This is a genomic window from Nocardiopsis terrae (assembly GCF_014651695.1).
Classification (GTDB): domain Bacteria; phylum Actinomycetota; class Actinomycetes; order Streptosporangiales; family Streptosporangiaceae; genus Nocardiopsis; species Nocardiopsis terrae.
This window is the reverse complement of the sequence record NZ_BMXJ01000004.1, coordinates 166,315-179,131: the sequence shown is the minus strand read 5'-3', so window position 1 is coordinate 179,131 and position 12,817 is coordinate 166,315. Positions and strand designations below refer to the sequence as shown.

13 protein-coding genes are annotated in these 12,817 nt (G+C 70.9%); 9 read left to right on the top strand and 4 right to left on the bottom strand.

The window, feature by feature from the left end; genetic code table 11:
- Positions 1–328, bottom strand: a 328-nt coding sequence (locus IE195_RS26005) for a DUF6507 family protein (RefSeq protein ID WP_194687313.1), incomplete at its 3' end; no start/stop codon positions are given.
- Between the two features lie 931 nt (positions 329–1,259).
- Between IE195_RS26005 and IE195_RS12320 the strand changes: the two genes are divergently transcribed.
- Entirely contained in the window at positions 1,260–1,853 is a 594-nt protein-coding gene (locus IE195_RS12320) for a hypothetical protein (protein WP_191270853.1), read from the top strand.
- Positions 1,854–2,164: 311 nt separating this feature from the next.
- Here the strand turns inward: IE195_RS12320 and IE195_RS12315 are convergent, their stop codons facing one another.
- Both IE195_RS12315 and IE195_RS12310 read right to left on the bottom strand, forming a co-directional pair.
- Complete coding sequence (locus IE195_RS12315; RefSeq protein ID WP_191270851.1) at positions 2,165–2,734, bottom strand: hypothetical protein; 570 nt, start codon at positions 2,732–2,734, stop codon at positions 2,165–2,167.
- A 68-nt stretch (positions 2,735–2,802) separates the two neighbouring features.
- Positions 2,803–3,462 carry a hypothetical protein gene (locus IE195_RS12310; protein ID WP_191270849.1) on the bottom strand — a complete coding sequence of 220 codons (660 nt, stop codon included), beginning with the start codon at positions 3,460–3,462 and terminating at the stop codon, positions 2,803–2,805.
- A 180-nt stretch (positions 3,463–3,642) separates the two neighbouring features.
- Here IE195_RS12310 and IE195_RS12305 point away from each other — a divergent pair, with 180 nt between their 5' ends.
- From IE195_RS12305 to IE195_RS12295, 3 genes are all read left to right on the top strand, one after another.
- Positions 3,643–6,252 (top strand): helix-turn-helix transcriptional regulator, encoded by a 2,610-nt coding sequence (locus tag IE195_RS12305; protein ID WP_191270846.1) that lies wholly within the window; start codon positions 3,643–3,645, stop codon positions 6,250–6,252.
- A 277-nt stretch (positions 6,253–6,529) separates the two neighbouring features.
- Positions 6,530–7,210 carry a Panacea domain-containing protein gene (locus IE195_RS12300; protein ID WP_191270843.1) on the top strand — a complete coding sequence of 227 codons (681 nt, stop codon included), beginning with the start codon at positions 6,530–6,532 and terminating at the stop codon, positions 7,208–7,210.
- Positions 7,207–7,575: a type II toxin-antitoxin system PemK/MazF family toxin gene (locus IE195_RS12295; RefSeq protein ID WP_191270841.1), complete on the top strand. Its 369-nt coding sequence runs from the start codon at positions 7,207–7,209 to the stop codon at positions 7,573–7,575. The genes IE195_RS12300 and IE195_RS12295 overlap by 4 nt, the downstream gene beginning before the upstream one ends.
- Before the next feature lie 34 nt (positions 7,576–7,609).
- On the opposite strand, the gene IE195_RS12290 is transcribed toward IE195_RS12295, so the two are convergent.
- On the bottom strand, positions 7,610–7,834 hold the full coding sequence (locus IE195_RS12290) for a hypothetical protein (RefSeq protein ID WP_191270839.1): 225 nt from the start codon (positions 7,832–7,834) through the stop codon (positions 7,610–7,612).
- Between the two features lie 293 nt (positions 7,835–8,127).
- Here IE195_RS12290 and IE195_RS12285 point away from each other — a divergent pair, with 293 nt between their 5' ends.
- The 5 genes from IE195_RS12285 to IE195_RS12265 all read left to right on the top strand — a co-directional run bounded on the left by IE195_RS12285 (position 8,128) and on the right by IE195_RS12265 (position 12,737).
- Complete coding sequence (locus tag IE195_RS12285; protein WP_191271560.1) at positions 8,128–8,379, top strand: metal-sensitive transcriptional regulator; 252 nt, start codon at positions 8,128–8,130, stop codon at positions 8,377–8,379.
- Positions 8,380–8,598: 219 nt separating this feature from the next.
- Positions 8,599–9,171 carry a rhodanese-like domain-containing protein gene (locus tag IE195_RS12280; protein WP_191270837.1) on the top strand — a complete coding sequence of 191 codons (573 nt, stop codon included), beginning with the start codon at positions 8,599–8,601 and terminating at the stop codon, positions 9,169–9,171.
- Between the two features lie 140 nt (positions 9,172–9,311).
- Positions 9,312–10,730, top strand: a complete 1,419-nt coding sequence (locus IE195_RS12275) for an MBL fold metallo-hydrolase (RefSeq protein ID WP_191270835.1) — start codon at positions 9,312–9,314, stop codon at positions 10,728–10,730.
- A gap of 154 nt (positions 10,731–10,884) precedes the next feature.
- Positions 10,885–11,757 (top strand): sulfite exporter TauE/SafE family protein, encoded by an 873-nt coding sequence (locus tag IE195_RS12270; RefSeq protein ID WP_191270832.1) that lies wholly within the window; start codon positions 10,885–10,887, stop codon positions 11,755–11,757.
- A 464-nt stretch (positions 11,758–12,221) separates the two neighbouring features.
- Positions 12,222–12,737 (top strand): lytic polysaccharide monooxygenase auxiliary activity family 9 protein, encoded by a 516-nt coding sequence (locus IE195_RS12265; RefSeq protein ID WP_191270830.1) that lies wholly within the window; start codon positions 12,222–12,224, stop codon positions 12,735–12,737.
- Positions 12,738–12,817 lie beyond the last annotated feature (80 nt).

Sequence of the window (12,817 nt, the reverse complement as noted above, 5' to 3'; positions counted from 1 at the left end):
CGGGGACCTCCCCAGCGGTGCTCTGCGCCTCGGCGGCCATCTCCAGATCACCGTTGACGTAGGCGTTGGTGGCATCACTGGCACCCTCGATGCCACTGGCCGTCCTGGCGACCATCTCGCCCATCACCCCGAAGTAGTGCCCGCAGAACTCGCCCAGCGCGATACTGACCGGGGTGCTGTGCGCGGCCGACTCACTGCCGGTGATGGCCTCCTGGATGGCGTCCATGTGCCCGAGCAGGCCCTCACCCCCGCCCTCCTCACCGATGTAGCCGGCGACCTGGGTCAGCACCGTGCCCACCTGGCCCGGGTCCACACTCCAGCTACCCACCGCCGCCTCCCCGGGGCCGGGGGCCGAAGACCTCGGGACGGAAGAGCCCGCTCTCCTGCTCGGGGGGTGAGTCCCACTTCTTCTGCGGGATGAACTGGAACTTCACAGGCCTGCCTCTCCGTTCTGATCCGCACCACGAGATGGCTTTGCGTTCTATGAGTCGCGCCGTGCGTAGCCGCGGTTCTGATTCTGGCGGGTTTTGTCCCGATGCGTCAGTGACTATTCAGCAGCCCAGAAGGTGGCTGAGAGAGAGGGGTTCGGGCGTCGGGGGAGGTCACACGCACACCAAAGGCGTGCTGCACCTCGGAGAGGACGGGCTGGCCGAAATCGGCCATGTGATGCGCTTCACGCCGCCCGGGTGACGCGGCTCCGAACTCACCCTGCAGGAGCGGTCGTAGGGGTTCAGGCTGTACGAAGCCAGCAGAACCTGAACTCCGAACTCCTGGTAGCCGGAAGGGGGACTGTCAGCACCCTGTCCACGCAACCGGTGGGCATCGCCGAGCGGTTGAAACCCGGTACTCGCCAGTGCCGGTGCGTAGCCGATGTCGTGGACCGGTGCGGCCGCGACCGGAGCCCTCGCCCACCACCTGGCCACGGTTGTGCTGCAGCCATCCGCCACCGCACCCCGACAGGGCCGCACCGGAACATCCGCCCCGGCGCGTCCTCTACTCGCATACCGAGGCAGGGAGAGCGGGGTTCCCGGCAAGGAGTCCGGCACGGAAACGCTGTGTTCGTTCGAGGGGGCGGCATGGATGCGTGCCGGCATCACGGTGACGGGTGGGTCTGGGGGTGCCCGCGCCGTGATTGATCCCCGATTCCCGCGGACCGTCTGGTCGTGCACGCGGCGTGGCCGACAGGGGTGACGGGTAGGACCGGGGGCGTTGTGTTCGTGCCATGGCTGTTGTGCCCGGAGGCGTGAGGGGAGGCCGGGATGCGTGTGGACGTGGGGTCGTGGCTCGCCCTGGTGAGCCGGAGCGGTTCCTTCGACGCCCGTGCGACGCTCGTGCGCGCCGGGTCCGAGGTGCACGGTGGGGGAGAGGGGCTCAGGTCCGAGCGCCGGTTGGGCGTGGCCGACCCACTGCACTGGGAGTACACGGTTTCCACCGGGGGCCGACAGGACCGCTGGTCCTGTGACGGGGACGAACTGTCGCACGTCACCGACGAGAGGAGGTTCCGCAGTCCGGTTCCCGACGGGGTCGATCCCGACGAACCCCGGTACTTCTCCTCGTGGCTGGCGGTCGTGGTCACGTGGCTGGTGGAGATGGTGCGTCCGGTGGATCTCCTCGCCAGGGTCCTGGTCGATTCCGTCGAGGAGGAGGGCGAGGGCGAACGCGGGTCCGTGCGCCTTGCGGCCCGACCCCTGGGCAACGAACCCTCCCCGTACAGCAGTTTCTCGGTTCCCGACGGGCGGTCGTTGAGCCTGAAGCTCGATGTCGGTCCCGGGTGCCTGACCGAGGTGGCGGTGACCTCCCCCGAGGGTGCGTGTTCGGTCCACACACTCACCCTGAGCAGCCGCGCGGTGTAACGCGGGGAACGGGCAGGCCCCGCTTCCCCGGGAGGGAGCGAGGGACCCGTGCTGTTTCGGAGAGCTTGCCGCCGGTGAGCACGCAACGGCTGGTGCAGCGGAGGCCGCCCCGGGCAACCCCGAGGAGGGCCCGCCACTCGTCAGCGGCGAAGAAGAGCGCGCCGCGCTCCCGGTTCCGTGCATTCCGCATCGCCGGGCCGACGCCGAGCTGGCCGCTGCCGATCAGATCGGCCGGGCCGATCCGTCCGTTCGCTGAACGCCCCCGTCGGGACCCCGGTGCCCGCACCCCGCGGGCGGGCACCCGCGCCAGCTCACACGTGGCAATCGACCAGCTCGTCCGGGACCGGGAGGGTGAGCTCGACCGAGACCGTCTCGGTCCCTGCCAGGGCGTCGCCCAGGACGGCGCTACCGGTGACCTGGTCGCCGGAGACCTCCAACGCCACCTCCTGGCCGGAACCCGCCGCCCCCTGCCCGGAACCGAACACCCCCTCGGGGCCCGACCAGGAAACGCTGTCCATCGACGCTCCGCCGATCGTTTGGACGTAGGCGTCGACCTGGACCGTCTCGCCGTCGAGATCACCGAAGCCCTGCAACTCCAGTTCCCGCTCTATGCCGACCTGTTCCAGCGGGACGCAGTTGCGCACCTCGGTGATCTCGTACTCCGCCCCGTCCACGGAGACCGTGCCCAGGACAGCTCCGGTGTCGTCGCGGTCAGCACCCCCCTCCTGAGCGCCCTCCTCCCCGACGGTCTCTTCGGCGGCGGCCCCTTCGCCCCGGGCAGCGGTGCCCCCCTCGCCGGTGCCCGGGACAGAGCAGGCACTCGCGGCCGGTGCGAAGGCGAAGGCCAGTAGCAGGGCGGGGGCCAGGCGTCGGTGTTGCATGGTGTGCTCCGAAAGTTGTTGGGCGGCCCGCGAGGGCCGGATACGGCTGACGGTGTCCGGCGCCCGGTTCAACCGCAGTGGGCGGCGGCCGTGAAGTCACCCGACAACGGGTCCTGTGACATCGGGGCATCGGCGATGGTCCCGGTCGCGGTCGCCTCCTCACCCATGGCCCGGATCAGCGGAGAGGGACCGCTCCCGTGGTCCCACTCGGGCGAACCGCCCCGCTCGCGTCCGTGCTGGACCATCGAGATGCTGTTGAGTTCGCGATCCCGGGTACCGCCGACCAGGGTGAGCTGCACGAGCTCGTCTTCCCAGTTCCAGCCGAGGTCGGGACCGATCTCGCGCGTCATGCGCAACTCGATCGGGCCGAGGTCGGCGTCCTCTCCCGTCGCCAGCACGCTGAGCCGTTCACCCCCCTCCGCTTCCATGTGCTCGCAGGAGAGTTCGTCGAACTCCAACCGCGTGCCGTCGACCTCGATGTAGGCGGTCCCCGCCGCAGCGGGGGCGACGTCGTGGAGTGAGTCGGCGAACAGTTCGTCCAACGCCTCACCGGGCGCGGCATCCTCCTCGCCGTCGGAAACCGCTCCGGCCCCGTCGGACGGAACGCCCGCTGCCGAGGCGTCCGACGGGGCGGGCTCCTCCGCACCGAAGCAGCCGGTGACCAGGGCGAGGAAGGGAAGCAGGACGAGGAAGGGTGTTCGCCTCGTCGGCGATGGGGTGGCGTGCACCGGCAAGGTACCTCCGTCGTCAGCGTGTGTGCGGCGGTGACCCGGACGGCCTTTCCCGGCTCCCGGTGCACCGAAGGCACAAGGTAGTGACGCGGCCCCGGGGTCACCATGGTCAATTTCTGACTACGGCTCGGGGCAGGAAGGGTTGGAGGGCGTCGACCGCTGTTAGGCTCCCTCGTCATGGCTGACAGACCGGAGCCGCTGTCCTCGCGTGAACACGAACGGCGGGACCTGGTCGCCGCACTGTCGTCACGAACCGGAACGCCCCGCGCACACCTGGTGGAAGGCCCCGGCGGTATCGGTAAGAGCCACCTGCTCCGCGACCTCGCCGAGGAGCTGCGAACCGTCGGCCTCGCACCCTTCCTGGTCTCCGGTTCCACCGTCGGCGCCGACATCCCCCTGGGGGCGTTCGCCGGCCTCGAACCGTCGGTGGCACAGGCAACGCGGGAGGCCTCGCCCACGGCTCGCCTGATCTCGTACTTCGCCCAACGGCGGTCCGTCGCGATCCTGCTCGTGGACAACGTCGACGCGCTGGACCCGGCCTCGCTGTTCGCCACGGCCCACCTGATCCGCGACACGCACCTGCGCACGGTGGTCACGACCCGGCGGCTCACCGGAGCCCCCGAGACGGTCCGCGAACTCTACGACCACGGCAGCCTGACCGCGCACACCCTGCCCCCGCTCTCGGAGACGGAGTCGGTGCGGCTGGCCGGGCAGTTCCTGGACGGGCGCCTCACCCCCGGGGCCGCCGCGGCGATCGCCGCCCGAGCCGAGGGCAATCCCCTGCACGTCCGGGAACTCGTACGCGGCTCCCGCGCCGAGGGGACCCTGGTGCACACCCCGCACGGCTGGGACCTGAACGGACCCCTGCGCCCCACGAGTCGGCTGACCCAGCTGATCGGCTCCCACCTGCGCGCCCTGCCCGCACGCGACCTCGCGCTCGCCTCGGTCCTCGCCGCGGCGGGAGAACTGCCCGTGTCAGCACTCGACCCCCGCGAGTGGGACCACCTCATCGCTGAGAGGGTCGTGGCGCAAACCGACGGGTGGCTGCACCTGGCCCACCCCCTCTACGACGAGGCGCTGCGCGCCCGCGTCCCCGACGCCCACCGGCGAAGACACCGCAAACGCGCCGCCGCGCTGCTCGCCGAGGCGGCGGCCTCGGTCGCCCCCGCGCGGGCCGCCGACCTGACCAGGCGGTCCGTGATCCTGGCCGTGGAGTCGGGGGAGCCCGTCTCCACCGAAGCGGCCGCGGCCACGGCCGAGCACGCCCACGCGCTCATGCGGCACGACCTCGCCCTGCGGATCGCCACGCGTGCGCTGGAGAGCGCCCCCGGTGACGTCCGGGCGTTGAGCGCGGCCGGACTGAGCGCCTCGGCACTGGGTGAACGCGACCTCGCCGACCGCCATCTCGACCTCGCCCTGGAGCGCGCGCGAACCGACACCGAGACCTCGACGGCGGCCCGGGCCAAGGCCCACCACCTGGCCACACGCCACCACCGGGCGGCCGACGCCGCCCACCTCCTCCAGGAGGCGCTGGAACGCGTCAGCGATCCCGTGGAGACCGTCCGGGTGGAACACGACGCCTTCCAGTGGCGGATGGTCGGCGGCCTGCACGCGGTCCTGGCCCCGCCGGCCACCGCGTCCCAGGGCACCGCGTACGCCCACACCCTGCTGGTCACCGTGATGGCGACGGTGATCACGGGTCCCCTGGCGGAGGCGGAACAGCTCCTGCGGCGACTGGGCGAGGTACTGCCCGGGCACCGGGAGCGGCTCCCCGCGGCCGACCAGACGACGCGCCTCGCCGGGTTCATGGCCCTGTCCTACACCGGGGACGTCATCGCCACCCGCGGTGCGCTGGAGCAGGAGATCCGCTCCTGCGCCCTGGAAGACCCGCAGATGCGCGGCACCTGGGAGTACGCGCTCGGCCTCACCGAACTCCTCACCGACGACGCCGAGCGAGCACACGCACTGGCCGCCTCAGCGGTCCGGCACCTGCGCTGGCGGGACCCGATGGGCCTGTTGCCCGCCGCGCTCGCCCTGGCCTCGGCCGCCTGCACCGCCGCGGGCAGGCCGGGCGAGGCGGAAAGCCACCGGGGCGGCATCGCCGGGGCGAGCCTGGCCGACCCCAAGGTCAGGATGCAGCTGACCTGGGCACAGGCGTGGCGTGAACGGTCCTCGGGCAGGCCGGAGGAGGCCGCGGCGACCCTGGCGGAGGGCGCCCGGTACCTGCTCGACGCCCGGCACGTGTTCCTGGCGGGGATGCTGGCGCACTGCGCCGCGCGGCTCGGCCGCACCGGGCCGGTGGCCGAACTCGTGGCGGAGGCCGCCGACGCCGCTGGCGGTGGCCTGGCCGTCTTCATCCAGGAACACGCGGCGGCGGTGGAGCGCCGCGACCACGAGGCGACGGCGGACCTGTTCGCGCGCGCGAGGGATCTGGGCATGCGCGCCACCGCCGCGGACACCGCGCTCATCATGGCCCGTTGGGCCTCGGCGGACGCGGACCGGCGGGCCGCGGACCTGTGGAACGCGCGCGCCGCCCGGATCGGACGGGGACCGGCCCTCTGGTCGGCCGCGCCCGACCGGTCCGCGCTGCTCACCCCCAGGGAGGCCGAGGTCGCCTTTTTGGCGGCACAGCGTCTGACCTCGAAGGAGATCGCCCACCGGCTCGGCAGTTCCGCCAACACGGTCAACAACCAGCTCGCCGCCGCCTACCGCAAGCTGGGCGTGCGCGACAGGGCCGAGTTGCGCGAGGTCCTGGCACCCGAGGGTGATCCGCCCGCCCCGTCCTGAGGTCGCACCGGCCTCCCGGGCCCGGCGCGACAGGGCCCCGCTTCTCCTGCGGGCCGATCGTCCACAGCTGCCCCGCCGCCTCTGGTGGCCCGGGCCGCCAATCCCTACCGTTGTCGACAGCGGGAGGCTCGCCCCTACCGGCCCACCCTGCCCACGGCCCCTGCTCTTCGCCACGTTCGCCCACCATGCCCGAGGTGCGCCTGCCATGATGAAGAGGTCTTCCGCATGGCACCCGCAGCGTTCGGCAGGCCACCCCTAAGCTTGAAAGTGACTCGGCATGACGATCTCCTCGTGTGAGACGGAGGTGATGCACGGCATGATCTTCAGTCAGCCCGAAGACCCGCTGCTGCGCTCCGTACTCTCCCTGTTCCGGGTCGCGCGGGACCAGGGGCACACCCTCAACCGGACCAAGATCGCCAAGCTCCTCTACCTCGCCGACCTTTCCGCTGTCGAGAACGGAAGCGTCGCGTTCAGCGGTGCGACCTGGCGATGGGAGAACCACGGCCCCTTCGACCCGGCCCAGTACCGGGTCGAGGATGCTCTGGTCGCCTCCGGGATCATCGAACGCACCCAGGACTCCCAGAGCTCCTGCGGGGAAGTGCGGCTTCGCCTGGTCGAGGACGTTGACGCCCCTCTCGAATCCGGGTCACTGACGGTGCTCGGCAAGGTCGTCGCCGAACACGGTGGCAGGTCCGCCGCTCAGCTGAGAGACCTGGCATACGAAACCGCGCCCATGGTGCAGGCCCGGTCCGAGGGCGAACGCGGGGTGCTTCTCGACCTGAACCGGGCCAGGCGCCGCAAACAGTACGCCGCCCTCAAGGAACGCTACCGGGCGCGGTTGGCCGACAGAGGTCCTGTCGAATCCGATCCGGGTGTGGGGGAGGACCTCCTCGCGGAAATGGCCGAATCCGTCGAGGCCCGTCGCCGGGCGACCACGAAGGCGCTGGGTGAGGAGTGAAACCCCCGATCAAACGCGGTGGGATCTACTGGGTCCCCGACCGCCTTCTCGCCCTGCCCCCTGACCAAGACCGAGACCTGCATCCGCGGCGCGCCGTCGTGGTGATCAGCGGCGACGCCGAGCACGAGAACCAGGATTGGCCGATCGTCCTGGTGGCCCCGTGTTCGAGCCAGTCCTCCCGTAGGACCCGGTACTGCGTGAAACTCAGCCACGGTGTCGGCAACGTGCAGAAGAAGTGCTGGGTCCGCGTGGCGGCCGTGCAACCCGTCGCCAAGGACGACATCGGTGACTACGTCGGTCAACTTCCCGCTCACCTGCTGGAAGACGTCTACGTCAACCTCGCCGAGTACACCGGCCAGGTCTGAGCCGGCTTCAGGGAGGACCGGTGTGCGTACCTGCTCACGGTGGCCGGGGTTGGTCGGCCCGCCAGCCCACCGTGGAGCACGTGGCGCCCCAGGGCGGGGGAACCCGGGCTCGAACCTCGGAGACGGGGGTGTCGCTCCTCAGGTCGGGGCGTTCCACCTTCTGCGGTTCGGACAGCTCCACCGCCCGCCAGAAGTCCACGATGCGTGCGCGTTCCCGGTCGCCCCTGGCCAACAGGTCCCCCTTCCGTTCGATGCTCACGGACGCGGCTGGTCCCTGGAACGTCACCCGTCGTTGATGCCAGGTGCGGGACGGCGTTCCGTCACGAGGGACCGCTCATCGGGTGGAGGATGGGCCCTTGGCCGGATTTGGTCGGCCATCGGGGCACCTGTTGAGGCGCTTCCCGGGGCGGTCGGCGGCCGTACCGGTTCGAGCCGCATCCCCCGTGCTGTGAGGCACGCGACGGGTGCCGCGGGTGATTGGCGGAATGGATACACCCGGGGGTATGTTGTGGCCTGTATGCGGGCCGAAAGGGGAACCAGATGAAGCCTGAAATGGTGGGCGACGCCATCACACGACTCAAGCGCGCCCAGGGGCAGCTCTCCGGCGTCATCTCGATGATGGAGGAGGGGGAGGACTGCACCGCCGTCCTCCAGCAGCTGGCCGCGGTCTCCCGTGCCCTGGACCGGGCCGGGTTCAAGATCGTCGCGAGTGGCATGCGGCACTGCAACACCGCGCGTGAGCAGGGCGAGGAGCCCGAGCTCACCGAGGAGGAGCTGGAGAAGCTGTTCCTGGCCCTGGCCTGAGTGTTCGCGGGCCCCGACCGTGCGATCGGGCGCCCGCAGGCCGGTCCTGCGCGGCTGCCCCTCGTTCCCTGTCTGGACGCACCCATGACTTCTGGATACTCCCCCCTGTATGAGGGGTGATGGCTCCGGCTGGTCGCCCCCGAACCCGAAGCTCCCATCTGCCTTCTTGATACCCCCAGGGGTGTCAGCAAGGATTCGACCCCACCGAAGGAGAGACACATGAGTGACCGCGGCATCGACGCGCACGCCGTGCGCGACCTGCTCGAAACCGACCCCCACACCCTGCTCGTCGACGTGCGTACGCCCGCCGAGTACGAGAGCTCCCACATCCCCGGCGCGATCAACCTGCCGCTGGGGCGCGTGGACGCCCACCTGGAGCGCATCGTCGCCGACGCCGGGGGCCGCCTCGTCCTGGTCTGCCAGTCCGGCGGCCGGGCCGGGCAGTGCCAGGGCAAGATGGCCGCCGCGGGCCTGCACGACACGGTCGTGATGAACGGCGGCATGAACGCCTGGGAGGCCCAGCGCGCCCCCGTCGAACGCGGCCGGAAGCGGTGGGCCCTGGAACGCCAGGTCCGGTTGGTGGCCGGGGGGCTCGTCCTGACCTCCGTGCTCGCCTCCCTGGTCTGGCCCCCGGCGGTCGCGGTCGCCGGTCTCGTCGGGGCCGGCCTGGTCTTCGCCGCCGTCACCGACACCTGCGCCATGGGCATGGCCCTGTCCCGCCTGCCCTACAACCAGCCGCGCAACGACGTCGACATCGAGGACTCCCTGGCCCGGATCGGCGCCCGCGGATGACCGCAGCGGCCTGAACGACCGGGTGCGCCTCGGGTCCGAAGGTCGCACGCGGTGTTCCCGACCAGGGCCTAACCCCGCTATCTGGATACTCCCCGGAGTATCCGATCAGCAAGAACACGCCACCACACAAGGAGCAGGACATGCTGCTGGAACGCGTCTACGATCACGACCTCGCCCAGGCGGGCTACTTCATCGGCTGCCAGGCCAGGGGAGAGGCCATCGTGGTCGACGCCCGCCGGGACATCGGCGACTACCTCGACCTGGCCCGCCGAAACGGCATGCAGATCGTGGCCGTGACCGAGACCCACATCCACGCCGACTACCTCTCCGGCACCCGTGAACTCGCCGCGGCGACCGGCGCCGCGGTCTACGTCTCCGGTGAGGGCGGCCAGGACTGGCAGTACGGCTTCGACGCCGAACGGCTCCTGGACGGTGACACCGTCACGATCGGCAATCTCACCGTCCGGGCCCGCCACACCCCGGGCCACACCCCCGAACACCTGTCGTTCCTGGTGACCGACGGGGCCTTCAGCCAGGACCCGGGCTACATGCTCTCCGGCGACTTCGTCTTCGCCGGAGACCTCGGCCGCCCCGACCTGCTCGACGAGGCCGCCGACGGGGTCGACACCCGGTTCGGGGGAGCGCGCCAGCTGTTCACGAGCCTGCGCGAGGTCTTCCTGAACCTGCCCGACCACGTCCAGGTCCTGCCCGGGCACGGCGCGGGCAGCGCCTGCGGCAAGGCGCTCGGCGCGCTCCCGGGCACCACGGTCGGATACGAGCGGCTCAACGCCTGGTGGTCCTCCTACCTGCGTGAGGACGACATGGAGGGTTTCGTCGCGGAACTGCTCGACGGACAGCCCGACGCCCATGCCTACTTCGCGCGGATGAAGCGCCAGAACAAGGAGGGGCCGCGGGTCCTGGGCCCGCTGGCCGCGCTGCCCGAACTCCCCGCCGAGGAGGTCGGCCGCTCCCTGGACGGGGACTCGATCGTCCTCGTCGACACCCGGTCGCACACCGAGGTGCACCGGGGCACCGTGGCCGGGGCGCTCAACATCCCCGGGCCGGACAAGGCCGCGACCTTCGGCGCCTGGGCCCACGACCCCGAGACCGAGACCCGGCCCCTGGTCCTGCTCACCCCCGACGGGGAGACCGCGCACCGGGTACGCGACCACCTGCTGCGTGTCGGCATCGACCGCGTGGCCGGCTACACCACCGCGGTGGAGGACCTGCCGACGGTCGTGCCGCCGCTCGTCAGCCCGGAGGAGCTCGACGGTTTCGGCGCCGCGCTCGTCCTGGACGTGCGCAACAGGGGCGAACACGCCGAGGGCCACATCCCCGGCTCCCGACAGCTCAGCGCGGGCCGCTTGCTGTGGAACCTCGACGCGCTTCCGACCGGCGGCACCATCGTGAGCTACTGCCAGACCGGTGTCCGCAACTCCGTGGCCGCCGCCGCCCTGCGCCGCGCGGGATACGACGTCGTCGAACTCGACCGCGGTTACCCGGACTGGGCGGCCTGGAAGCAGGAGCGGGACACCGCGGCCGAGGCCGCCACCGGTTGAACGGCGGGACCGGGGCGGAGCCCGACCGTGCGCGTCCGTCGCGTTCGGGGAGCGGGCTCCGCCCCCGGTCTCAGGGCGGGACCGAAGGCCCCGCCACGATCCACAGCCCCGGCCGACCGCGTTCACGGCCCCCGGTCACGGAGGAAGAGTCAACATGGAGTTCCAGATCGTCCTCGCCCTGTGTCTCGCCGTGGTGGTGGGGCTCGCGCTCGGACTGCTCGGGGGCGGCGGTTCCATCCTGATGGTCCCGCTGCTCACCTACGTCGCCGGTATGGACCCCAGGGAGGCCATAGCCGCCTCCCTGTTCGTCGTGGGCGCCACCTCACTGGTCAGCGTCTTCGCGCACGCACGCGCGGGAAACGTCCGATGGCGCACCGGGCTGGTCTTCGGTGCGGCCGGCATGGCGGGGGCGTTCCTCGGCGGCCTGGCGGGCGGACGCATCCCCGGCACCCTGCTGATGATCGCCTTCGCGCTGATGATGGTGGCCACATCCGTGACCATGATCCGCGGCAGGAGGAAGGTGCCCGCCGAGGGTGCGGAAGGCGGGGCGCTCCCCCTGCGCCGCATCGTCCCCGACGGTCTGGCGGTCGGCGCGGTCACCGGTCTGGTCGGAGCCGGCGGCGGTTTCCTCGTCGTGCCCGCCCTGATGCTGCTCGGCGGACTGGCCATGCCGGCCGCCGTGGGCACCTCCCTGCTCGTGATCGCGATGAAGTCCTTCGCCGGGCTCACCGGGTACCTGACGACCGTGAGCCCGGACTGGGCGCTGGTCGGCGCGGTCACCGCTCTCGCGGTCGCGGGGTCGCTCGTCGGTGCGCTCCTGACCTCTCGCCTGCCCGAAGCCGCCCTGCGCAAGGGTTTCGGGGTCTTCGTCCTGGTCATGGGCGTTCTCGTGCTGGCCCAGGAGCTTCCCGCGCCCTACGGCCCGGTACCGGCGGTCGTGGCGGCGGTGGTGGCGGCCCTGGTCCTGGTGTGCCGCCTGATCGGCGAGCACTGTCCGCTGGTTCCGTTTCTGCGGCCGCAGACGTAACCCCCGCGTTCTCGGAGAAGGGAAGGAGATCTATCTTCCAGGATAGATTGTGCTGATGGCGGAGAGGGTCGGAAGTGAGAATGGAGAGAGGTTTCCGGATAGACCACGGAAGGATTTGATAAGAGTCTTTCCAGTTCGGAGGATCGGCTGGGCGAACCTCCGGCAGTACCAGTGGAGGGGGCGCTTCGGTGCCCCCTCCGTGCGGCTTTTCCGGTACGTGGTCCCAGGTGGGGGAGGGGGCTTGACCGGTTAATCGGATGCTGCCTAGCCTGCTTGTCAACAGGTCGCGGAAAGCACGGAAAAGTTCTGGATTTCTGCAGACGACGCCCCTCGCGAACATTGGGAAATGTTCGAACCCCATGGACGCGAAACAGACCGTCCTGGGTCGGAGAACGGCTCGGGTCCCCCCGCTACGACCCCGGTGCACCTCCGGGAGTTCGTGACCCAAAGAAGGGCGAAAAACCATGAAGAAGTACAGGTTCCGCTCCGCCGCCGCGGTGGCCGCCGCCACCGCGCTGGTCTTCTCCCTCATGCCGGCCGGAACGGCGAGCGCACACGGTTACATCTCCAACCCCGCCAGCCGCCAGGCCCAGTGCGCCGCCGGTGTCGTCCAGTGCGGCCAGATCCAGTGGGAGCCGCAGAGCGTCGAGGGCCCCAAGGGCCTGATGAGCTGTTCGGGCGGCAACGCGCGCTTCTCCGAACTGGACGACGACAACTACGGCTGGCAGGTCGCCGACATCGGCACCAACGCCACCTTCAACTGGATCATCACCGCCAACCACTCCACCGCCACGTGGGAGTACTTCATCAACGGCCGACTCGTCGACAGCTTCAACGACCACGGTGCCCAGCCACCGTCCAGCTTCAGCCACAACGTCGACCTGTCCGGCTACAGCGGCAGGCAGACCGTCCTGGCCCGGTGGAACGTGGCCGACACGGGCAACGCCTTCTACGCCTGCGTGGACGTCAACATCAGGTGACGACGGCTCACCGGACCCGAGAGCGCCCCGGTTCGCATCCCCCGAGCCGGGGCGCGGCCGGGGACAGGCGAGAACCCCGG